Source organism: Natronoarchaeum sp. GCM10025321, from assembly GCF_042663585.1.
GTDB lineage: Archaea > Halobacteriota > Halobacteria > Halobacteriales > Natronoarchaeaceae > Natranaeroarchaeum.
The window spans coordinates 490,527-510,676 of the sequence record NZ_JBHTAN010000006.1; the positions used below are offsets into that span (position 1 = coordinate 490,527).

21 protein-coding genes and 2 tRNA genes are annotated in these 20,150 nt (G+C 63.7%); 8 read left to right on the top strand and 15 right to left on the bottom strand.

Features of this window, described 5'->3' with window-relative positions; translation table 11 throughout:
- Positions 1-41: 41 nt before the first annotated feature.
- The gene (locus tag ACFQL3_RS05285) at positions 42-1,025 is read left to right on the top strand and encodes a class I SAM-dependent methyltransferase (RefSeq protein ID WP_377052066.1); all 984 of its coding nucleotides are present in this window, start codon (positions 42-44) and stop codon (positions 1,023-1,025) included.
- Between the two features lie 126 nt (positions 1,026-1,151).
- A tRNA-Thr gene (locus tag ACFQL3_RS05290) sits at positions 1,152-1,226 on the top strand.
- A 286-nt stretch (positions 1,227-1,512) separates the two neighbouring features.
- On the opposite strand, the gene ACFQL3_RS05295 is transcribed toward ACFQL3_RS05290, so the two are convergent.
- Both ACFQL3_RS05295 and ACFQL3_RS05300 read right to left on the bottom strand, forming a co-directional pair.
- Complete coding sequence (locus tag ACFQL3_RS05295; RefSeq protein WP_377052068.1) at positions 1,513-2,376, bottom strand: hypothetical protein; 864 nt, start codon at positions 2,374-2,376, stop codon at positions 1,513-1,515.
- 327 nt (positions 2,377-2,703) lie between these two features.
- Positions 2,704-3,840 (bottom strand): nitric oxide synthase oxygenase, encoded by a 1,137-nt coding sequence (locus ACFQL3_RS05300; RefSeq protein WP_377052070.1) that lies wholly within the window; start codon positions 3,838-3,840, stop codon positions 2,704-2,706.
- A 132-nt stretch (positions 3,841-3,972) separates the two neighbouring features.
- On the opposite strand from ACFQL3_RS05300, the gene ACFQL3_RS05305 reads away from it, so the two are divergent.
- Positions 3,973-4,221, top strand: coding sequence for a hypothetical protein (locus ACFQL3_RS05305; protein ID WP_377052072.1), 249 nt, complete (start codon positions 3,973-3,975; stop codon positions 4,219-4,221).
- Positions 4,222-4,227: 6 nt separating this feature from the next.
- Here the strand turns inward: ACFQL3_RS05305 and ACFQL3_RS05310 are convergent, their stop codons facing one another.
- From ACFQL3_RS05310 to ACFQL3_RS05320, 3 genes are all read right to left on the bottom strand, one after another.
- The gene (locus ACFQL3_RS05310) at positions 4,228-5,268 is read right to left on the bottom strand and encodes an NAD(P)-dependent alcohol dehydrogenase (RefSeq protein WP_377052074.1); all 1,041 of its coding nucleotides are present in this window, start codon (positions 5,266-5,268) and stop codon (positions 4,228-4,230) included.
- A gap of 57 nt (positions 5,269-5,325) precedes the next feature.
- Complete coding sequence (locus ACFQL3_RS05315; protein ID WP_377052076.1) at positions 5,326-6,294, bottom strand: aldo/keto reductase; 969 nt, start codon at positions 6,292-6,294, stop codon at positions 5,326-5,328.
- Positions 6,295-6,399: 105 nt separating this feature from the next.
- Positions 6,400-7,809, bottom strand: coding sequence for an RNA-guided endonuclease InsQ/TnpB family protein (locus tag ACFQL3_RS05320; RefSeq protein ID WP_377052078.1), 1,410 nt, complete (start codon positions 7,807-7,809; stop codon positions 6,400-6,402).
- A gap of 39 nt (positions 7,810-7,848) precedes the next feature.
- Here ACFQL3_RS05320 and ACFQL3_RS05325 point away from each other — a divergent pair, with 39 nt between their 5' ends.
- Together ACFQL3_RS05325 and ACFQL3_RS05330 are read left to right on the top strand one after the other, a co-directional pair.
- Positions 7,849-7,992, top strand: coding sequence for a hypothetical protein (locus tag ACFQL3_RS05325; RefSeq protein ID WP_377052080.1), 144 nt, complete (start codon positions 7,849-7,851; stop codon positions 7,990-7,992).
- A gap of 153 nt (positions 7,993-8,145) precedes the next feature.
- Entirely contained in the window at positions 8,146-9,174 is a 1,029-nt protein-coding gene (locus ACFQL3_RS05330; RefSeq protein WP_377052082.1) for an LLM class flavin-dependent oxidoreductase, read from the top strand.
- A gap of 9 nt (positions 9,175-9,183) precedes the next feature.
- On the opposite strand, the gene ACFQL3_RS05335 is transcribed toward ACFQL3_RS05330, so the two are convergent.
- Together ACFQL3_RS05335 and ACFQL3_RS05340 are read right to left on the bottom strand one after the other, a co-directional pair.
- Positions 9,184-10,194 carry an NAD-dependent epimerase/dehydratase family protein gene (locus ACFQL3_RS05335; protein ID WP_377052084.1) on the bottom strand — a complete coding sequence of 337 codons (1,011 nt, stop codon included), beginning with the start codon at positions 10,192-10,194 and terminating at the stop codon, positions 9,184-9,186.
- Positions 10,195-10,261: 67 nt separating this feature from the next.
- Positions 10,262-10,606: a thioredoxin family protein gene (locus ACFQL3_RS05340; RefSeq protein WP_377052086.1), complete on the bottom strand. Its 345-nt coding sequence runs from the start codon at positions 10,604-10,606 to the stop codon at positions 10,262-10,264.
- A gap of 216 nt (positions 10,607-10,822) precedes the next feature.
- Here ACFQL3_RS05340 and ACFQL3_RS05345 point away from each other — a divergent pair, with 216 nt between their 5' ends.
- The 3 genes from ACFQL3_RS05345 (at position 10,823) to ACFQL3_RS05355 (ending at position 14,013) form a co-directional block, all read left to right on the top strand.
- The gene (locus tag ACFQL3_RS05345) at positions 10,823-11,119 is read left to right on the top strand and encodes a PRC-barrel domain-containing protein (protein ID WP_377052088.1); all 297 of its coding nucleotides are present in this window, start codon (positions 10,823-10,825) and stop codon (positions 11,117-11,119) included.
- A 313-nt stretch (positions 11,120-11,432) separates the two neighbouring features.
- The gene (gene tbsP, locus ACFQL3_RS05350) at positions 11,433-12,251 is read left to right on the top strand and encodes a transcriptional regulator TbsP (RefSeq protein WP_377052090.1); all 819 of its coding nucleotides are present in this window, start codon (positions 11,433-11,435) and stop codon (positions 12,249-12,251) included.
- Positions 12,252-12,291: 40 nt separating this feature from the next.
- Positions 12,292-14,013 (top strand): YcaO-like family protein, encoded by a 1,722-nt coding sequence (locus tag ACFQL3_RS05355; RefSeq protein ID WP_377052092.1) that lies wholly within the window; start codon positions 12,292-12,294, stop codon positions 14,011-14,013.
- A 15-nt stretch (positions 14,014-14,028) separates the two neighbouring features.
- Here ACFQL3_RS05355 and ACFQL3_RS05360 read toward each other — a convergent pair whose 3' ends face one another.
- The 8 genes from ACFQL3_RS05360 to ACFQL3_RS05395 form a co-directional block, all read right to left on the bottom strand.
- Positions 14,029-14,670 (bottom strand): helix-turn-helix domain-containing protein, encoded by a 642-nt coding sequence (locus ACFQL3_RS05360; protein WP_377052094.1) that lies wholly within the window; start codon positions 14,668-14,670, stop codon positions 14,029-14,031.
- 361 nt (positions 14,671-15,031) lie between these two features.
- Positions 15,032-16,162, bottom strand: coding sequence for a DUF63 family protein (locus ACFQL3_RS05365; protein WP_377052096.1), 1,131 nt, complete (start codon positions 16,160-16,162; stop codon positions 15,032-15,034).
- A gap of 39 nt (positions 16,163-16,201) precedes the next feature.
- A complete protein-coding gene (locus tag ACFQL3_RS05370) occupies positions 16,202-16,987 on the bottom strand; it encodes an inositol monophosphatase family protein (RefSeq protein WP_377052098.1) in 786 nt (261 codons plus the stop codon).
- Positions 16,988-17,034: 47 nt separating this feature from the next.
- Complete coding sequence (locus ACFQL3_RS05375) at positions 17,035-17,460, bottom strand: hypothetical protein (protein WP_377052100.1); 426 nt, start codon at positions 17,458-17,460, stop codon at positions 17,035-17,037.
- Positions 17,461-17,484: 24 nt separating this feature from the next.
- On the bottom strand, positions 17,485-17,703 hold the full coding sequence (locus tag ACFQL3_RS05380; protein ID WP_377052102.1) for a hypothetical protein: 219 nt from the start codon (positions 17,701-17,703) through the stop codon (positions 17,485-17,487).
- A 132-nt stretch (positions 17,704-17,835) separates the two neighbouring features.
- Positions 17,836-17,919: transfer RNA gene (locus ACFQL3_RS05385), tRNA-Leu, on the bottom strand.
- Between the two features lie 55 nt (positions 17,920-17,974).
- Positions 17,975-18,379 (bottom strand): GIY-YIG nuclease family protein, encoded by a 405-nt coding sequence (locus tag ACFQL3_RS05390; protein ID WP_377052104.1) that lies wholly within the window; start codon positions 18,377-18,379, stop codon positions 17,975-17,977.
- A gap of 42 nt (positions 18,380-18,421) precedes the next feature.
- On the bottom strand, positions 18,422-20,077 hold the full coding sequence (locus ACFQL3_RS05395; RefSeq protein ID WP_377052106.1) for an NADH-quinone oxidoreductase subunit D: 1,656 nt from the start codon (positions 20,075-20,077) through the stop codon (positions 18,422-18,424).
- Positions 20,078-20,150 lie beyond the last annotated feature (73 nt).

Genomic DNA, 20,150 nt, shown 5'->3' on the forward strand with positions numbered 1-20,150 from the left:
GAAGCGTCAGCGTTACTTCCGGGGCGCGTCGACGGTAGGGCATGGACGCCCACTGCGTGCGTGTCGACCGCGAGCGCGGCGAGGAGGCACGGCGCGCGCTTGCCGAGGCCGATCTGGTCGCCGAAGATGTCGAAATCGTCGCCGACGACGGCGAGATCTACATTCCGGTCGTCGACCCCGAGTCGGTCCCCGACGAGTACGACCTCGTCGTTCGCGACCTCCCCGAGCGCTCGCTCCCGGAGATGCCCGCGGACATCCTGGGCTACGACCCCAGCTACGAACGCCTCGGTGACGTCGTGATCCTCGACGAGGACGACCCAGAGCGGGCCCACGAGATCGCCGCGGCCGTCGACGAGTCAGCCCTGCCCGTCGAGACGGTGCTCGACCGCGCCTCGAAGATCAAGGGCGAACAGCGCATCCGTGATTGGACGGTCCTGCTCGGCGAGAGCACGGAGACGGTCCACCGCGAGTACGGCTGTGAGTTCGCGCTCGACCTCGACGAGGTCTACTTCTCGCCGCGACTCGCGACCGAGCGCCACCGCGTCGTCGAGCAGATCGACCCCGACGAGCACGTTTTCGACATGTTCGCCGGCGTCGGGCCCTTCGCCATCCCCGCGGCGGCCCGCGGCGCGACGGTCGTCGGCACGGATATCAACGAGCAGGCGATCGAGTACTTCCGCGAGAACGCCCGCCGAAACGGCGTCAACGAGCAGATAACGGCGATTGCGGGGGACGTCCGAGAGGTCGCCACCGAGTACGCGAACTGGGCCGACCGCATCGTGATGAACCTCCCGCACAGCGCCGACGAGTTCGTAGACACTGCCGTCGAGATCGCGGGCGACGACTGTGTGCTCCACTACTACGACATCCAGCACGAGGACGACCCCTACGGCCCCGGCGAGCGGGCGATCCGCGAGGCCGCCGAACCCACCTACGACGTGACCGTTGAGACGGCGCACACGGTGCGATCCTACGCTCCCCACGAACTCAACGTCTGTCTCGACGTCCGGCTCTCACGCAGGTAATTCGCAACCCTTATTGGGGTTTTGCGTCGTACAGTTGAGTGAGTGCGAGCGTAGCGGTGTAGCGCTGGCCCGTAGCGTGTCGGGGTCCTGCAGCGCGAAGCGAAGCAGAGCTCGGACACGCAGTGTGCCGGTGTAGCTCAGACTGGCTAGAGCGAATCCTTCGTAAGGATTAGGCCGGGGGTTCAAATCCCCCCACCGGCTTGCTTTTGCGAGGAACGGACGTGACGAGCTATGCAAATAGTGGGATTTGAACTACGGGACGAAGGAGCGGAGCGACTGACGTTCAGGAGGTTCACAATCTCCCCCACCGGCTTGCTTTTGCGAGGAACGGACGTGAGGAACAGGAGAGCAATTTGAGGATTTGAATCAGACCACGAACGAGCGCAGCGAGTGACGTGGGCGTGGTTCACAATCTCCCCACCGGCTCTTTTGTAAAAACCTACTAAGCAGTACTAACTCCACCGACCTTTCCAGCGATATCGACCCTCTATTCGCTGTCGGGGTCGACCGTCTGAAACGCCTTCGCGACGTCCTCTCTCCATTGGCGCGCGTTCTTGAGTTCGCCCTCGATTGCCGTCAAGTTCCGTCTGAGTGTCTCTCTGGTCTCGTCGACGGCTCCCTCGAGGGTATCAAGGTCGGCATCGCGGCGCTGTCCGTCCTGCTTGACTGCCTCGATATCGGTTTCGAGTCTGTCGATGCGTTCGACCTGCGTTTCGATCTCGTCGTGAACCGCCGCGAGTTCCTCGTTGAGTGCTTCGACCTCGTCCAGCAGGTCGGTATCGGTGTCGAAGAGGTCTTCCATCGCCTGGATGTACGCTTCGAGATCGAGAAACCGGGACTTGAGATGGGTGAACTGGACTTCCATCCGTCGCCTGTCCTGAATACCCAATGCCTCCCGGAGTTCGGACCGCTTGCCGTCGGTCACGGCTCCGTTTTCGAGCGCGTCGATCAGTTCGTCGACGGGTGTGGACTCGGCCTTGGCCTCCCGCTCCTCCGCATCGCCATCGGTGACCGTGATGCGTTGCTCGTCGTCTCGCTGGTGGTCCGTCGTGCTGTCGGCGCCCCCTGTCCCCTCGTCGGCAGCGGCGTCTCCTCCGTCGGAGGTGTCCCCTTCACTTAGAAGTTCGTCGAGGCTGACGCTGTCTTCTTCCATCTCTAGCTCGCCGTACTGGTCCAGGAACTCCAGATAGCTCGGATCCTCGACGAGGCCGTCGGCGCTCATCTCGTCCACCTCGTCCTGCAGTTCCCCGAACTGCTCGGTATCCGGGGCGCCCTCCCGAGTTGCCCCGCGTATGAACTCGTCGATGTCGTTTTCGGACTCGCCCGTGTGATTGTTGTCTTTATGTTCCATCGGTCTCCCCTAAACTGGTTTTGCTCCGTATCCCAGTCCCCCGCAAACCTGTTTCGCTCCGTGCCCCATCGGTCTCCCCCAAACTGGTTGCTCCGTATCCCAGTTGCCCCCAACTAGTTACTGAGAATACATATCTAAAAGCGTTTGGATAGCTACAATTGTTTTCACTTTTGTAGCGTAGAACTCTGCCCTGTTGAAATAATACTACACAGATATTCAGTATTTCAGGAACGCGAATCTGGCTGTGGTCCGAAACCGCCCGATCTGTCCGTCAGCGAGTCACGCGTAGACACCCGGAACTCGTCACCGACCACTCGAAGCCGTTCTTCACCTGCCGATCGACGAGCGGCGCTCGCTCACCGGTTCCGGATCGTCCTGGTAGAAGAAGTTCGGTCGCTCGACGCTGTTGTCGTACTGGTTCTCGAAGACGTGCGTCGTCGCCGAACTCATCGGTGGGAGCAGCCAGTCACGATCACCCGTGACGTCGCGGCCTGCTTCGTCCTCGTTGCGCTCGAACTGCTGGAACTGCTCGGTGACCGTGTGGTGATCGACGATCTGGACGCCCGCCTCGTCGAAGGAGTGTAACACCGCCCGATTCAACACGAGCAGGGCCTCGTCCTTCCAGAGGGTCCGATCCCGACTCGTATCGAGACCGAGATGTTCGGCGACGGTAGGCAACATATCGTAGCGGTCCTCGTCCGCGAGGTTCCGCGAGCCGATCTCGGTGGAGACGTACCAGCCGCTGAAGGGCGCGGCGGTGTACTGGATGCCGCCGATCTCCATGCGCATGTTCGAGACGACGGGGACGTCGTACCAGTAGAGACCGAGCTCTTCGAACCAGTCGTACTCGGGATGACTGAGCGGGACTTCGCCGATTGCGGAGTCCGGTAGCTCGAAGATCTCGGGCTCCTCGTCGCGGATCTGGACGACGTGGGGCAGGATATCGAAGGCCGTCCTCTCGCCCTCCCAGCCCCGGGACTGGCAGTACTCCGTCAACTCGACCTCGTCGGGGTCGCCGACGATGCCGTCGTCGGTCCGATAGCCCGCGTACCGCAGCAGTTCGTAGTTCCAGAGTCGGACCTGCTGTTCGCCGTCGATCATCGGCTTGAAGACGGTGAGCAGCGGGACGATATCGCCGCCGTTCCGGGCGTGTTCGAGGTGGTTACAGCAGGCCTCGTGGACCTCGCGAGCGGTCTCGCAGTCACGGGCGTCGGCGACGTTGAGGGCTTGCCAGAACAGCCGTCCGATGCACCGATTGCTGTTGCGCCACGCCATCTTCGCGCCGTGTTCGAGTTCCTCGCTGGTGTGGTCGTAGTGCCCCCGTCGCGCGATTTCGTCTTCGATCTCGTCAAGTCTGTCGTCGATAGCATCCTCCTTCCCGAGTTCCGTGTAACACTGCTCGATGAACTCGTAGGCCTCCTCAAACAGTTCCACCCGATCGTACTCGGGCAGTGACTCGTGCATAGCGGGCGTTGGGAGTTCGCGATAATACGTGTAACGACAGCGAATGACGAACATCCACGGACTCGAACACACGGCCACCGGTCGCACCGACGTGTTTTTGTTCGGTCCGACCAACGGGCAGTCAGTGATTCGATGAGTGGATCCGGTCCGGGCGTCGTCGGTAAACTGCGAACTCTGAACGAGTCGGGACGCCTGTACGTGCTCGTGGGCACTGTCACCGCGATCCTCTCGTGGGTCGTCATGCCGCTGCTGGGGCTGATCGCAGGCTTCTGTGGGATCGAACTCTACCGGAAAAAGGGGTTACCGCTCTCGGGAATCGTCATCGGCGGAATCGGTATCGCCGCCGTCCTGACGTGGTTCGTAATTCTGGCGATCTACTGACCGGCGTCAGGGCGTGATCACCGCTCGCCCCTCGATCTCGCGGTTTTCGAGCATCTCGGCGACGGTGTTGATCTCGTCGAGATCGAACTGTGTGGTGTGGAGGTCGACGTCGCCGCGCTCGACGAGCGAGACGAGTTCCTGTAGCTCCGTGTACTTGCCGACGATATTGCCCTGGTAGGCGAACTCGCCGTTGACCAGGGCCTGTGCCGGTTCGTGGATGTGGCCGCCGTAGCCGATGATGTGGTGGTCGCCGCCGGCCGCACAGATGTCCGGAGCCAGCGCCGTCGTCGAGTCCGCACCGACGAAGTCGAGCACCTGCGCCGCGCCGCTCCCGTCGGTGAGGCCCTCGATTTCGTCCGGAATATCCTGGCTCTCCGGGTCGAGCGTGTAGTGGGCGCCGAGGTCGCTCGCGAGGTCTCTGGCTTCCTCTTTGATGTCGACGGCGACGATGTCCGTTGCGCTCATGGCGTCGATACACTGGAGGCCGATGTGGCCGAGACCACCGATACCGATGACGACTGTCGTATCGCCGGGATTGAGCTCTCGGACGGCCTTCTTTGCGGCGTGATACGCCGTGATCCCCGCGTCGGCGTGAGGCGCGATATCGGCCGGATCGACGCCGTCAGGTAGCGGAATGACTGCTCGCTCGTTCGTGAGCAGGATATCGGCGAAGCCGCCGTCGGTCGTCAGCCCGGAGAACTGGTCGTTCTCGCAGTACATCGTCTCGCCCATCCGGCAGGCCCGACAGGTGCCACAGGTCCGGACCGGATGGCAGATCACCTGATCGCCCTCGGAGACGATCTCTACTTCGTCGGCGACCTCGACGACGGTCCCCGCGTTCTCGTGGCCGAGCGTCATCGGCAGGGGCTGTGGGACGTACTCCTCCCACATCCCCTCGATGATGTGGTTGTCAGTCTGGCACCAGCCCGCGCCCTCGACGTCGACGAGGACGTGATCGCTGGCCGATAGCTGTGGCTGATCGATCTCGTCGAGTGAGAGGCCGTTCGACATGTCGTGGGTGTACTCGTGGAGTCTAGCTGCCTGCATAGCTGTGGGTTCATCATGAACGATCATAAACGTATCTCAGAAACGGGTCGGGAGCCGCTACTCGTGGCCGCTGATCGGGACTGGCTCGTAGGGGGCTTCCAGATACTCGATCTCGCTTCCCGAGAGGTCGATCTCGGTCGCCTCGACGGCGGCTTCGAGATGTTCGACCGAGGAGGTGCCCAGAATCGGCGTCGTTACCCACTCCTTGTGGAGTAGCCACGCCATGGCGATCTGGGCCATCGAGCGGTCCTTCTCGGCGGCCAGTTCCTGGACGCGCTCGTTGATCTTGCGGCCACCGCCCTCCGCGTACGGGCGGCCGAGCGAGGCCTCGTGTTCGCCCCGCGTCGTCGCGTCGAACTCGTCGTGCGGGCGAGTGAGGAAGCCAGCGCCGAGCGGGCTCCACGGCATCACGCCGATGCCCTCCTTCTGACAGAGCGGGAGCATCTCGCGCTCTTCCTCCCGGTACGCGAGGTTGTAGAGGTTCTGCATCGTGGCGAAGCGTTCGAGGCCGAGCCGGTCGCTCGTGTGCAGCGCCTCGGCGAACTGGTGAGCCCACATCGAGGACGCGCCGATGTGTCTGACCTGTCCGCGTCGCACCGCGTCGTCGAGCGCGCGCAGTGTCTGCTCGATAGGCGTGTCGTGGTCCCAGCGGTGGATCTGGTAGAGGTCGACGGTGTCCATTCCCAACCTGTCCAGCGAGTTCTGCAGTTCCTGTTCGATCGCTTTCCGGGAGAGGCCCTCGGAGTTGGGGTCGTTCTCCCGCATCTGGAACCGGACCTTCGTCGCGACGACCATCTCGTCGCGGTTGTACTCCGACAGCACGTCGCCGAGGATCTCCTCGCTTTTGCCCTTGCTGTAGATGTTCGCCGTGTCGAAGAAGTTGATTCCCAGTTCGATGGCGCGCTCGATCAGCGCTTCGCTCTCGTCGCGATCCAGCATCCACTCGTTGTCGTCGCCGAAGCTCATACAGCCCAGACAGAGTTCGCTCACGTCGACGCCGGTGCTGCCGAGTGTGGTATACTCCATACACGAAAAGGACGTCCAACCCTGAAAAACGTTGATGAAGGAGTGAGTGCCCAATGACATCCTCCGCGCCGTAAACGGCGCGGTTTCCTCTCCGACGTGGGAGTCTCAGCCGGTCTGAGACTCACCGGAGGCAACATTCCCGTCACGGTGGACGGTACTCGGGTCTGTGCGCTGTTCTTTGGGACTTTCATGAGAGCGTGGTAACTCCGACCAGTTGTGGTCGTCCCACTCAAACCGCACGGGCGGTGCCATCCGCCTGACTCTCTTCTCTGTGTGCCGTTGACGAGACGCTCTGCGTCTCGTTCGCCAATCAGAACGTTCCGAGTTCTGATGACGCTTCAGGAACGTTTCCGATGCTGTAAGGTCGGCGTGCCCCTCGAATCCACATGGACAGGTGAGTGTATCTTGATGCCGTGTCGTCCGGTCTGTCGAACCACACTGCGGGCACTCTTGGCTGGTCCACGCCTCTGACCGAACCTCAACCGAGATCCCATATTCCTCGGCGGTACACGCAAGTCTCTCGGTGAATTGTTTGAACGCCCAGAAGTTGTGGGTCTTGGCGTTGGTTTCGACCGACCAGTGCGTTTCGAGTACGTCGGTCAGACCACCGATATACACGGTACCGATGCCCTCGTCGTACAGTCGGTCCAGCAGGTCACGACACAATGCCTCTTGTGCGTGGTCGCGCCGACGTGTCCGTTTCCGATACAACCGCCGGATACGCTCGCTACTGTATCGGCTTTCCCGTAGCTTGGACTGCAACCGGGCGATTTCTCGTGTCGTCTCACGGAACCGCTGGAACAACTCGCGGCCTTCGTAGAGGTATTGCTGGCCGGTTGTGGTGGTACAGGCGACGAGATTGTTTGCACCAATATCCAGAGCGGCCTTCTCTGAGGCCAGTGGAGTGTCCCGTGCGTCGTCAGAAACAGTCACGGGTTGCGAAGCTCGGAAGGTGCTGTCTGTCTCGTCGTACCACAGTTCCAGCCGGCTTTGGTCATCGTAGTCAGGCCAGTTTGGGTCGCCAACAACCTCCAGCCGGAACCGACTGTTCGGGCTGTTGTGTCTGTCTCGGAGCTTTTCACCGACGACGATCTCAAGCCGGGAGCGGTTGCCCCATTCGATGGTGTATGCGTCTTTTCGGACGACGCCTTTGAGGACACGTCCGTCGTCCTCGTTGCCACGGAATCCCGGCGGTTCCGGGTGTTCCGTGACCGATGTATTCGAGTCGTCGTGGTATGCGTTCTTGTTCTCGAAGAAGCCGCGCCACGCTTCGCTGTTTGCTCGCCGGACAGTTTGGGCGGTGGACGCGCCGAGAACGTCTTTGTATTTGCCCTCAAGTTTGCCGGTGTCGGCGTCCCACACGTCGCCCTCGAAGCCGTCTTCGTCGTTGTATCGCATGAGGCGCTGGTAGTTGATCTCGTTCCAGAGAGCGGCGGAAGCGTCCAACAGGTCACGTAGCACCTGCTCATCGTCATCAGTGAGCGGTCGCACGGCGAACGTGTTGGTACGCTTCATCCAAAGTATAATTAGTCCCAAGGTCTAATAAGTCCACCGATGAGGCCAAACATCGACATTGACTGGGCAATCCACGGGCGAATCAAAGACTACGCAGAAGCGAACGAGATGAACCTCTCAGAAGCTTATACAAAAGTGTTAGAAGCCGGTCTTGAAGCGTTGGAGACTCACGACCAGCAGTAACGCGGCGGTTTCTCACCAGAACTTACGCGATTCACTCCCGCCCTGTTCGCTCCTCGGTTCCGACAGAGCGTCGGAACACCCGTCACTCACAGAAAGGGCGGAATTCTCTCGCTGAATCAAGATAGTTATCTGGCCGACTCCCCGAAGGCGGATATGGAGCTTTCCTTCGTCGATCTCTCGCCGGTTCCCGATGGCGGCACTGCGACCGACGCGTACGCGAACACCGTCACGTCGGCCCAGCAGGCCGAGGCGCTCGGCTACTCCCGGTTCTGGGTCGCCGAGCACCACGGCATGGCCGAGACGCTTGCCGGCACGACGCCGGAAGTGTTGCTCGGACGCCTCGCGGGCGCGACGGACACTATCCGGCTTGGCTCCGGTGCGGTGTTGCTCAACCACTACAGCCCGTACAAAGTCGCGGAGGTCTTCGGCACGCTGGACGGGCTTGCACCCGGTCGGATCGACGCCGGACTCGGCCGGGCGAACGGCTCGCCCGCATCGGATCGCGCGCTCGGGACAGCGCGGGGCGTCGAAAACCCCGACGAGGATCACGCCGAGAAGGTCGAGGCAGTGATCTCACACCTCTACGACGATTATCCCGAGGGCCACGAGTACAGCGACCTCTCGGTCCCGAGTTCGGGTGAGGCGCCGCCCACGCCATGGATGCTCGGATCGAGCCCCTCCAGCGCGGCGCTCGCAGGAAAACTCGGCCTGCGCTACTGCTTTGCGGCGTTCATCCGCCCGCAGTTCGCCGTCCCCGCGTTCGAGAAATATCGCGAGGCGTTTCAGTCGTCGCCGCTCCCCGGCGGGATCGATGAGCCACAGGGCATGATCGCGGTCAACGCGGTGGCCGGGGAGACGGACGAGGAGGCCGCACGACTGCGAGCGATTGCGGAGGCCTCCTACAAGCGGATGGCCCGCGGCGTCATCGGGACGACGCCCTCGATCGACGAAGCCATCGACGAACTCGGAGGCGTCCCCGAGCCAACGCCCGCGACGCTCGGTCCCGACGAGTGGCCGCGAGCTATCTCGGGGAGTCCGGAGACGATATCCGGACTGCTCGAACAGCTGGCCGACCGGGTCGGTGTCGAGGAAGTGATGATCCAGAACGTCCTCGCGGAGCACGAAACCGAGCTTCGATCCCACGAACTGCTGGCCGAGGGCGTCGGCCTCTCGCCGCGGTAACTGTCCGCGCTACTCTTCGTCGACGCGCTCCTGGAACGTCCCCATCGAGTCGCGCCAGACCCGGATGATCTCGTCGTCGTGCTCGCTGTCCCAGGGCTCGATCTTGTCGTTGTCGTCGAGCCACGCGATTGCCCGGGAGACGCCCTCTGCGAAGGGAATGGTGTACTCGAAGCCCAGATCGCGCCTGGCTTTCGTGTTGTCGAAGACGGTGGAGTAGTAGGTATGGTTCTCCAGCAGATGTCGACGCTCCGGGTCGGCCTCGCGCAACTGCTCGGTCGGGATGTGGACGAGGTCCGGTTCCGGCGCGTCGAGCGCCTCGGCGACGATCTCGTAGTACTGGTTCCACGTGATCACCTCCTCGCTCGTGACGTGATACGCCTCGCTGTAGGCGCGCTCGTTGCCGACGGCGTTGACGAACGCCCGAGCCACGTCCTCGCGGTGACAGGGCCCCCACAGGGAGGTCCCGTCGCCGTGGACGACGATCGGTTTGCCCTCCCGGATGCGGTCGAGGACGTAGGTCCCGTCGCCGAAGGTGTGCAGGACCGGGCCGTGATCGCCGTAGGTGCTCCACGGCCGGATGATCGTCGCCGCGAACGCCTCGCCGTCGGCGTCGGTGAAGACGTCCTCGGCGGCGGCCTTGTTCGCGCCGTACTCGCTAGTCGCTGGCTCGCGCGCCGCGTCCTCGGTCACCGGATTCGTCGCCAGCGGTCGGTGGTAGACGTCGACCGTCGAGCAGAAGACGTACTGCTCGACCTCGCCAGCGAACGCCTCGACGGCGCGCTCGGCCTGCTCGGCGTCAAAGCAGATCATGTCGATCACGCAGTCGACGTCGAGGTCGCGGACCTGCGCAGTGAACTCCGCGTGGTCGTCCCGGTCGCCGTGGACGAACGCCACCTCCTCGGGGACGTCCGCCTCGGTCTCACCGCGGGTGAAACAGGTCACGTCGTGGCCGGCGTCGACGAGTTGGCGCGTGATCGCGGTGCTGATCAGTCCGGTTCCGCCGATGATGAGAACGTCCATGTCCGAACGTCTCGGTCCCTCGGCAAAAGTGCCTCGCCTGGGATACCCAGCAGGATACAACGGTCCGTTAGCTTGCGTGTGATTCGATCAGTTCGACCAGTCGATCCGTCTCGACGAACCCCTCGGCGACGCGCTCGACCGGTTCACCGTCGACGAAGACGACGAGCAACGGCACGCTCCGGACGTCGTACTCCTCGACCAGCGGCGGATCGTTCCGGGGATTGATCGTCCCCACGGTTGCGGCGGTGCTCCGGTGGACGTTGCTCAGGATCGGCTCCATCGACGCGCAGATCGAACAGCCGTCGGTGTAAAACTCGACGAGTGCGAGGTCGTACTCCTCGATGAAGGCGTCGAGGTCGTCGCCGTCGTCGAGCGCGGTCGGCCGTTCGGGCATCGTCTGTGACTCGTCCATACGCTTGCAACGTCTCGTGGACCTATGGGGATTTCGACGGCCGCGCTGTCTCGAACCGGTTCCCGTTCTCTCAGTGTGGTGTTCGGATCTCTCTCAGTGAGTCGCCCCCACGTTCGGGGGTGTCGGCGTTTCGACTCCCGGCCAACCGTCCGGTTTTTTCCTCCCAACCACCGTGTCTGACGAAAAGTTAACGTGACACCCCGCTCATGAGGGGGTATGGAGAACTCCTCAGCGGAGATTACTGCGCTCGTCGGCCGTGAAGTGTACTCGAACAACGGGGTGTTCGTGGGTGAGATCGAAGACGTCCGTCTCGACCTCGATCACAAGCAGGTGACGGGACTCGCGCTGCACCAACTCAATATGGAACTGTTCTCGGGCCACGTGGACGGCTCTCAGGGCATTATGATCCCGTACCGCTGGGTCCGGTCGGTCGGCGATGTCGTCCTGATCAACAGTATCGTCGAACGACTACGCTCGGTGGACGAGGACGGATCCGGCGAACTCGTCGTCTAGGCTATCCTTCGACGGGACGAGAACCCCTCGCGGGTCAGGGGCCGGTGTACGCACTTCCCCCGGCAAGTCCGACGCCCAACTCTTTGTGTTCGGTCGCTTCGATAGTCCACATCGATCCGTCGACGCGAGCAACGGCGTTCATCGTATCGAACACCCTCGGAGGGAACCTATTTGATTGTTTCCCTGAATGGTTCCCTCAGGCAATTTTCTCTCTATATATCATGTATATTTAGAAAGTATAAATGAATGAAAGATTTGGCCCTCTTTCGGCCAATAAAATTAAGTGTCTAACCCACTTCACCTGTACATAGACATGACTTCAAATTTACTCGATAAACAGCTTGATGATCTACTCCGTGAGCTGATCGACGATGCTGACGAGGAGCTGCTCGTCGTCAACCCGGCTCCCGGAACAATCGAGACGTTCGTCGACGTCGCGATCAAGTTCGAGGGGGACCTGCCGTCGATCCAGATGCTCGCCGAGGAACGAACGCTCAAGGACGTGATGGACGACTTCATCGTCGCGAGCAACACTGCGGATCTCGTCGACCTGGACGTACTCTCGCTCCGAACGGTCGAGAGCCCGCCGCGGAACTCCCTGCTCGTCACCGACGAGTCCGTCGTCGCGCTGATCGACGCCGGCAGTCAGGTCGCCGGACTCGTCTCCGAGGACGAGGAGTTCGTCGATCAGGCCGTCGAGACGTATCGCGACCGCTGGGACGCGGCCGACGAGTTCAATCTCCGTACGCCACCGATCACACGGGTACGCAACACCCTCGAAGACGAGATCGGTCCGGACGCCGAAGCGGACTTCTCGAACATTCTGGACTCCCTCGAGACGGCCCGCGGCGACGGTGACGGTCTCGACGAAGTGACGATCAGCCTGCTCGTCGCGGCCAAAAACGAGGCACTGCTGTACGACATCAGCAAGTGGGGCGAGGATGTCGGTATCGCCTCGAAAGCGACGTTCTCCCGGACGAAGACCAAACTCGAAGATATGGGCCTGATCGATACCGAGAAGGTCCCCATCGACGTCGGTCGCCCGCGCCTGCGCCTGAAGTTCGGAGACGACCGACTCCGCGACGCGGACAACGATCAACTCGCGACGACGGCGCAGTCGATTCTGAACTAGATCCCTACTCTTTTTCGACTTCCCGCCCGACGCTTTCCTCATGGACGTTACACTCGTCGGCGAGGGACCCGCAATCGACGCCGTGAGACAGACGCTGGCGGACACATCAGTCTCGACGCGGACTGGGGATACAGACGCAATCGATGACGCCGAGTTCGCTGTCGTCAGCGACCTCGCCGGCGCGGAGACGTTCGAGCGTGCAAACGACGCCGCTCTCGCCGGGGAGACCCCCTGGATCGCAATCGAAATCGGCGGGATCGGTGGACGAGCGCTCGACGCCGTCGACGCCGCCGTGTCCGGTTTCGCCCCCCCGACGGGCTGTTATGACTGTCTTCGCACGCGCGCCGAGGCGGACCGAGAGCCGGAGCCATCGGCCGAGGAACCGTCGGCCGGGCGCAGCGCGGTTCGGCTCGCCGGCTCAGTCGCGGGCCACGAACTCGTCCAGGTACTCTCCGGGGAGACGTCCTCGGTGCTGGGCGGCGTGATCGAAATCCCCCATCGCCGCCGTCAGTTCCTGCCGGTTCCCGACTGTGCGTGTGGCTCCCCGCCCGACCGCGAGTTCGACCTCGCGTACGAGCCCTCGCCGGTCGAGGAGGCGCTCGAACGGGCCGAGATGGCACTCGACGAGCGCGTTGGAGTCGTCGACTCGGTCGGCGAAGTCGAGTCCTTCCCCGCGCCGTACTACCTCGCGAACGTCCGGGCAACGGAGGGCTTCAGCGACGCCGACGCCCCCGCCCAGGCCGCGGGCGTCGATCCGGACTGGAACGCCGCGTTCATGAAGGCGCTGGGCGAGGCCCTGGAGCGCTACGGCGCGGCTATCTACCGCGAGGAGACGTTCCCGACGGGCACAGCCGACACGGTAGACAACGCCGTCTCGCCCGCGGCGTTCGTCGTCCCCGGAGACTCCGAGCCACCGACTGACGAACCGATCCCGTGGCTTCCCGGACTGGATCTCGATACGCACGAGACGGTGCATCTGCCAGCCGAGAAGGGACCGTTTCCGCCGCCATCACGCGAGTTCGGCCCGGCGATCACGACCGGCCTCGGCCTGGGTTCGTCCACTGTCGGCGCGTTACTCTCGGGGCTGTACGAGGTGATCGAACGCGACGCGACGATGCTGGCCTGGTACTCGACTTTCGAACCGCTGGCGCTCGCCGTCGACGACGAGGCGTTCCAGTCGCTCGCCCGACGCGCCCGGAGCCAGGGGCTCACGGTGACGCCGCTGCTCGTGACACAGGACGTCGACGTCCCCGTTGTGGCCGTGGCCGTCCACCGCGACGGCGAGTGGCCCCGCTTTGCGGTCGGATCGGCTGCCGACCTCGACCCGGTCGCGGCGGCGCGGGACGCGCTGGCCGAGTCGCTCCAGAATTGGATGGAACTGCGCTCGATCGGCGAAGACGCCGCCGAGGACGAGAGCGGTGCGATCGGCGAGTACGCCTCGTTCCCCGAAGAAGCGGCCGCCTTCGTCGACGCCGGCGATCCGATCCCGGTCGACTCTGTCGGCCCGGACGACGTGCCCGAGGGCGAGGCCGAACTCGAAATGCTCACCGAGCGCGTCGCCGACGCCGGGCTTTCGTCGTACGGTATCAGGCTGACGCCGCGCGATCTGGAGACGATCGACTTCGAGGTCGTCCGGGCGGTCGTCCCGTCGGCCCAGCCGTTGTTCACTGGCGATCCGTTCTTCAGCGACCGGGCCCGGTCGGTGCCCGACAACCTCGGGTTCGAGCCACGGCTGGATCGGCGCTATCATCCGTATCCCTGAGGACGCCCGACGGCGCTACTCGCTTTTGAGCGTCGCCCCGACCAGCCGTCGATAGCCCCGTCTGAGCCGCGAGGAAAGCGATTGCTGTGTGATATCTAGCTCCGCGGCGATCTCGTCGAGCGACGCCTCCCGCGGCGAGTCGAAATAGCCGTGATCGTAGGCCAGCACCAGGGCTTCTCGCTGTGCGTCCGTCAGTTCGTAGCCACCGCTCTGGATCGGCAACAGCGCGTGGACCGCCCCGACCTCGATGGGAATCGCCTGGTCCTGACAGTAGGTATGAAACTCGCGGATTCGTGGCCGGTCCTCACAGCGCACCTTGAACTGCCAGCCCTCGCACGTTCCACGCGCCGAGAGGACGACGATATCGAACTTTGCCAGCGCGTTCAGGACGCCGACGTACTCCGGCACCCACTCCGCTCGCAACAGGTACTCCTCGTCGACGCTGTCGACCAGTTTGATCTCGTCCACGCCGCTGTGGTCGCCGAACGCGGCTTCGATATCCGGGATCGCTCCGCCCCGGACCCAGAAGTACGGGACGATCCTGGCGTCGTGCGGGACGATCCGTTCGAGTTCGACGACCACCCCTGAAATAGTCTCGAAGATGCTCCCTAGCGGGAACTCCTCGGCGGGGATATTGAACTCCATGACCGTAGCCATATCGGGGTTCTCTCGGGGGAGATTCAATAACCTTGGTATACCAAGGTGCCCCCACGCCGCCGTTCGATACTCGGGCCGATCCTGTCGACTGCGGGGCCAGCATCAGGCAAACTGCCCCCTTGCTCATCAGGACTGCACCGTTGCTCAGGCAGACAGCATCGTCGGTCGGCGTCACCTGAAAGGGATGGCTACGGCTGACCGCGAACGAGTCCCGCCGTTAACGGCGATGACCAGACCGTCGGGTCTCGTACGCACGTCGGACCGATTGATGTTCTGAGAAGGGCCGGCAACATAACGCGCTGGTACCCAACAAGTGCCGTCTACGTCACGGTTCGATCCGAAACCCCGCTACGGGCACAGTTCAGATCCCCAGCGTCGCCCGGAGCATGTCGCGCGTCCCGGGACCGAGACCGACCGCGAGAACCGTGACCAGGAGCAACATCGAGTAGGTCGGACTCTCCTCGAAGATGCGCTCGTCGAAGATCCAGACGACGAACACGGCCGCCGCGAGTTTGAGGAGGACGAAGGGCCAGGCAGTCCCGATGGCGTCAGTGAGCCACGCTGGCTGGATCGCGCCAGTGTTGTTGTAGATGAAGCCGTTGACGACGTGTTTCGGGCCGTAGTTCGGCAGGCCGAACACGTAGCCCCAGTCGAGGCTCAGGACGTTCGCGATGCCGTCGACGTTGTGGCCCCAGATGATCAGCGCGCCCATGAGGCCGGTGCCGTAGTTGACGACCGGCGCGAACCGCTCGGTCGCCCACCAGACGATGGCGGTGAGCACCGTCGCGCTGCCGAGGATGACGACGGGCACCCCGGCGTTGAAGCTGATCAGTTCGGAGACCTGACTCACCCAGACGAGGTAGGCGAGCGTGATCGAGAGCAAGAACGCGCCGGTGACGGCCAGCGGCGGCTGGAACCGTTCGACGATACCCTCCCGTTCGAGCGCTATGCTCCCCAGCAAGGCCGCGAGCGTCAGGAAGAAGACGGTGAAGTAGATGAAGGGGCTGATGAGGACAGCGCTCCAGGGGAACGGAACCGTCGTCGCGGCTTCGGGGCCGAGTGTCACGCCGACGTCCTCGACGGTCCGGAGCGCCCCGCCGAACAGGACGAACGGGAACAGCGCGAAGAAGAAATCGGGATCGTAGCCGAGGTCCAGTCGGCGCAACAGCAGGACGACGCCGACGAGCATGAACACGAGGATGACGGCGTAGCTGACCGTCGAGACAGTGGTGTAGCCCGGCTCAGCGACGTAGCCCGCCGCCTGGGCACACTCGGTGCTGCTCGACAGGAGCGCCGTCTCTCCGCCCTCTCTGACGGCACACGTCGCTCCCTGGCCGTCGGCCGCGACGGGCCCCCAGAAGTAGCGCCAGAGAAAGCCATCGTAGACCTGCCGCGGAAACGCTAGCGACCCGACGACGAGCACGCCGATGAGTCCTACCAGCGCCGCAAGCCACGCGCGAAACGGGTCGACTCGCTCGTACAGCTCTTCCATACCCCATCCAGCGTCCGGACGCACTTTCAGGGTTCCGGTCTACCCCACCAGATCGAGTAGCGCGTCGTGGAGGTGACCGTTCGAGGCGACGAGTCCCTCCGCACCGACCTCCCAGCGGTCGCCGTGGACGTCCGTCACGACCCCGCCAGCGTTACGGATCAACTGGACGCCAACGACCGAATCCCACGGGTTCGGCGTGATCGGTGACGCCGCGGCGTCGACCGTCCCGCTGGCGACCATCGCGAGCGTCGCCTGTGCCGATCCGAACCGCCGGATATCGCCGAACGCTCGCCCGATGTCTCCGAGCGTCTCGATGTGCGCGTCACCGTCCATGAACCCCCACCAGAGCGTCGTGGCGACCTGTGCGGCCGCCGGGTCCGTCCGAGCGCTCACCGATATCGGCTCCCCGTTCAGCCGCGCCGTCGCATCGTCCGCGACGTAGGCATCCCCGAGCGCCGGCAGCACCGTCGTCCCGGCGACCGCCTCCTGATCGCTCACCGCCGCGACGCTGGTGCCCCAGATCGGGTTTCCGCGGACGTAGTTCGCCGTCCCGTCGATCGGATCGACGATCCACGCCGGCCCCGTCGCCGGCACCTCCTTCAGCGCGTCTTCCTCCTCGCCGACGATCGGATCGTCCGGATACCGCTCCCGGATCGTCTCGAAGACCGCTCGCTGGGCCTCCCGGTCCGCCTCCGTGACGAGATCCGCCGCGTTCGATTTCGTCTCGACGGCCAGTTCACCCTGGAACATGGCGAGCGCCCGGTCGGCCCCGGCACTTGCGGCGCGCTCTGCGACCTCCGCTCGTGCGGTCTCCTCGTTTCCCATACCCCTGCTACCCGCAGCGGTGCCGTCACTTTGTCGGTCCCGACCGGTTAGCCGAGTCGCTTGACGGTCACCCGATGACTGCCTCCGTCCCACTGCAGGGTCGTCTCCTCGACGATCCGCTCGCCGATGCGGGCGCGCCACTCCTCGACCACCTGCTGGTGATACTCCCGATGTCGGTCCGGCGCGTACTCCCGGTCCGGATCGGATCGCAGGTCGTCTTCGGTCTCTGCCGGTTCCGGATAGGCGGGCACGTCGTCGACGAGGTCGGTCGGGTCGACGTGGATCGGCGCTGGCTCGCCGTACTGATCGTCGCCAGCCCGGTGGATCCGCGCCCGCATCCGGCCCGCAAACGGCGGCGTCACGCGCAGTACGACATCGTCCTTGCTCCGCAGGCTTCGCTCGATTGCGGTCACGACGTCGCCAGCGGTGACTGCGATCGATCTGATCGCGCTGGGATCCGTCTGCTCGTCCATTATCACCGTCTTGGCCTGCGTACACTAAGACCTGACTTCCGGCTGTTGGAACAGCCAGATCGCAAGCGGGAACGTTCCGGCGACCAGCCCGTAGATGAGACCTATCAGCGGTTCGACGCCGAGTTGCGGGTGGAGCGCGTAGCCGAGTGACGCGCCGGTGAGATCACAGACCGTCGCGACGATAATTAGCTGTACCTCGAAGGGCTTCGAATCGAGCCATCCCGGGGACATCTGTGTCTGCACGATTCTTCCACTCCATATTCAGTGTGCCCATCTCGGTACTGACGGCTCTCGCCGGTGACGTCGGTGAGAAGTTTGCGAGGGCAAGACGCTCCGTCTTGCCGCACTGTTTGCGAGGGCCCGTGTGGGCTACAGTGCGAGGGAAGGGATTTGAACCCTTGGACCCCTACGGGAGCGGATCTTGAGTCCGCCGCCGTTTCCAGGCTTGGCTACCCTCGCACGCAATTCCGTGTAGCCAGTCGGCTGGGTTTAAGGCATCGGTTTCACTCGACGGTCAACGGTCGTAGGCCGCCCGGATCGCCGCCCGGAGCGCCTCGCCGTCGGCGTCGTACGCGAGATGGGCGGGGCAGTCACAGTCGGAGGAGCCAAAGCCGGGCACCGGCGAGTCGGGGAGCGCGGCGGCGACTGCACACTCGACGTCCTCGTCGGGGTGGCGTTCGACGTCGGCGACGCTCGCGGCGGGATGGCCGAGCAGGTAGTCGATGTGCCAGTGTCTGACCTCGTGTTCGCCCGCGGCGATCCGGCGATGGCGGTCGATCCGGGAGAAGCCGCCCGCGCCAAACGCGCTGCCGGTGTAGGCGTACCAGCCTGCAGCGAGGTCGTGGGTGCCGAGCGCGCCGATCTCGATTGCGGCCGGACTGGCGAGGTGAATCAACAGGGTGTAAGTGCCGCCGGTCATTGTCCGGCCGTTTTAGGTGCCGGACCTTCGGGCTGTCGACTTCTAGCGATCGACCTCGCCCATGATCGTGTCGAGGCTGCCGAGCGAGGCGATCAGATCGGCGACGTAGCCGCCGGTTCCGAACTCCGGTAGCGACTGGAGGTTCGAGAAGGATGGGCCGCGGATCTTGAACCGTGCGGGCGTGTCCGTGCCGTCGGCGCGGATGTAGATGCCGAGTTCGCCCTTGGCGGCTTCGACGGCGCGGTAGATCTCGGTGTCCGGATCGGGTTTGAGCGTGCGCGGGACGTTGCTCTGGACCTGGCGGTCCTCCTCGGGCCAGTCCTCGAGCAGGTCGATACACTGGTCGACGATCCGCGCGGACTGCTCGACTTCTCGCATCCGGACGAGCAGGCGCGAGAAGTTGTCACAGCCGTCCTCGGTGACGACGTCCCAGTCGAGTTCGTCGTAGTAGCCGTACGGGTCGTCCCGTCGGAGGTCGTAGTCGATGCCGGAGCCACGGGCGACCGGCCCGGTACAGCCGTACTGCTTTGCGACTTCCGGATCGAGATGGCCGGTATCGACCGTTCGGACCTGCAGCACCTCGTTTTCGGTCAGTAGGTTGTGGTAGTCCGCGACGGATTCGGGGAGGCCGTCGAGGAAATCTCTGGTCTTCTCGAAGAACTCCTCGCGGGGTTCGGGGAGGTCCCACGCGACCCCGCCCAGTCGGAAGTAGTTGAACATCAGTCGCTGGCCGGTCAGGTCTTCGAGCAGGTTCTGCACTCGCTCGCGGTCCTGAATCGCGTACATGAACGTCGCCGTGAAGTCGCCGACGACGTCGAGAGCGAACGCGCCGAGTGCGAGGAAATGCGAGAGCATCCGGCTGAGTTCGGCCGACATGGTGCGGATCACCTGCGCGTACTCCGGGACGTCGAGGTCGGCGAGGTCCTCGGCGGTGCGTGCGTACGCCCATTCGTTGAGCAGGCCTGCGCCGCCCCAGTCCCAGCGGTCGGGATACGGCATGATCTGGTGGCGATAGGTCCCCTGCGAGCACATCTGCTCCTCGCAGCGATGGATGTAGCCGATATCGGGTTCGACGTCGACGACCATCTCGCCGTCGAGGACCGTCTTCAGGTGCATCACGCCGTGGGTCGCAGGATGGTGCGGGCCGATGTTGATCAGCATCGTGTCCGTCCCCTCCTCGGTGACGCGTTTGTCCGCTTCGAGGGGGTTGGCGTGCTCGCGGAACGGGACGATCTGTGGGCGGTCCTGATTGTAGGCCTCTCGATGCGGGTGGCCCTGCCACGTCTCGGGGAGCAGGATTCGTTCGAGGTTCGGATGCTCGTCATACTCGATGCCGACGAGGTCGTAGGCCTCGCGTTCGTGCCAGTCGGCGGTCTCGTAGACCGGCGCGGCGCTCTGGCTTCGCGGGTCGTCGGTCGTCGTCGGCACGACCACGCTTACCTCCTGGGCCGGGTCGTCGTACTGCCGGAGGTGGTAGATCGTCTCGAAGCGGTCCTCGTACTCCTGGGCCGTGACGCAGGCGAGATGGTCGAATCCGGCCTCCTCGCGGAGTGTCTGGAGGACTTGCTGTACCTCGTCCGGACGGATCACGACGCCCGGCGCGTTGCTGTGATCCTCTCTGTCGAGAACGTACTCGTCGATGAGTGACTCGAACTGTCGGCTGCGCTCGATCGGTTGCGTATCCTGTTGCGATGTCATAGGCGGGGATTTGAGGGCGTTCCGCGTCTGTTCGCTGTACAGTTGGTGTTCGAAGGCCCACATGTTGTGTTTA

Excerpts from the sequence above, each read along its gene's own strand:
- ACFQL3_RS05360 (WP_377052094.1), bottom strand. The coding sequence starts at position 14,670 with ATGGCTACGGTCATGGAGTTCAATATCCCCGCCGAGGAGTTCCCGCTA.
- ACFQL3_RS05295 (WP_377052068.1), bottom strand. The coding sequence starts at position 2,376 with ATGGAACATAAAGACAACAATCACACGGGCGAGTCCGAAAACGACATC.
- tbsP (WP_377052090.1), top strand. The coding sequence starts at position 11,433 with ATGACTTCAAATTTACTCGATAAACAGCTTGATGATCTACTCCGTGAG.
- ACFQL3_RS05395 (WP_377052106.1), bottom strand. The coding sequence starts at position 20,077 with ATGACATCGCAACAGGATACGCAACCGATCGAGCGCAGCCGACAGTTC.
- ACFQL3_RS05285 (WP_377052066.1), top strand. The coding sequence starts at position 42 with ATGGACGCCCACTGCGTGCGTGTCGACCGCGAGCGCGGCGAGGAGGCA.
- ACFQL3_RS05320 (WP_377052078.1), bottom strand. The coding sequence starts at position 7,809 with ATGAAGCGTACCAACACGTTCGCCGTGCGACCGCTCACTGATGACGAT.
- ACFQL3_RS05315 (WP_377052076.1), bottom strand. The coding sequence starts at position 6,294 with ATGGAGTATACCACACTCGGCAGCACCGGCGTCGACGTGAGCGAACTC.
- ACFQL3_RS05345 (WP_377052088.1), top strand. The coding sequence starts at position 10,823 with ATGGAGAACTCCTCAGCGGAGATTACTGCGCTCGTCGGCCGTGAAGTG.
- ACFQL3_RS05335 (WP_377052084.1), bottom strand. The coding sequence starts at position 10,194 with ATGGACGTTCTCATCATCGGCGGAACCGGACTGATCAGCACCGCGATC.
- ACFQL3_RS05300 (WP_377052070.1), bottom strand. The coding sequence starts at position 3,840 with ATGCACGAGTCACTGCCCGAGTACGATCGGGTGGAACTGTTTGAGGAG.
- ACFQL3_RS05340 (WP_377052086.1), bottom strand. The coding sequence starts at position 10,606 with ATGGACGAGTCACAGACGATGCCCGAACGGCCGACCGCGCTCGACGAC.
- ACFQL3_RS05365 (WP_377052096.1), bottom strand. The coding sequence starts at position 16,162 with ATGGAAGAGCTGTACGAGCGAGTCGACCCGTTTCGCGCGTGGCTTGCG.
- ACFQL3_RS05355 (WP_377052092.1), top strand. The coding sequence starts at position 12,292 with ATGGACGTTACACTCGTCGGCGAGGGACCCGCAATCGACGCCGTGAGA.
- ACFQL3_RS05325 (WP_377052080.1), top strand. The coding sequence starts at position 7,849 with ATGAGGCCAAACATCGACATTGACTGGGCAATCCACGGGCGAATCAAA.
- ACFQL3_RS05330 (WP_377052082.1), top strand. The coding sequence starts at position 8,146 with ATGGAGCTTTCCTTCGTCGATCTCTCGCCGGTTCCCGATGGCGGCACT.
- ACFQL3_RS05370 (WP_377052098.1), bottom strand. The coding sequence starts at position 16,987 with ATGGGAAACGAGGAGACCGCACGAGCGGAGGTCGCAGAGCGCGCCGCA.
- ACFQL3_RS05375 (WP_377052100.1), bottom strand. The coding sequence starts at position 17,460 with ATGGACGAGCAGACGGATCCCAGCGCGATCAGATCGATCGCAGTCACC.
- ACFQL3_RS05305 (WP_377052072.1), top strand. The coding sequence starts at position 3,973 with ATGAGTGGATCCGGTCCGGGCGTCGTCGGTAAACTGCGAACTCTGAAC.
- ACFQL3_RS05390 (WP_377052104.1), bottom strand. The coding sequence starts at position 18,379 with ATGACCGGCGGCACTTACACCCTGTTGATTCACCTCGCCAGTCCGGCC.
- ACFQL3_RS05310 (WP_377052074.1), bottom strand. The coding sequence starts at position 5,268 with ATGCAGGCAGCTAGACTCCACGAGTACACCCACGACATGTCGAACGGC.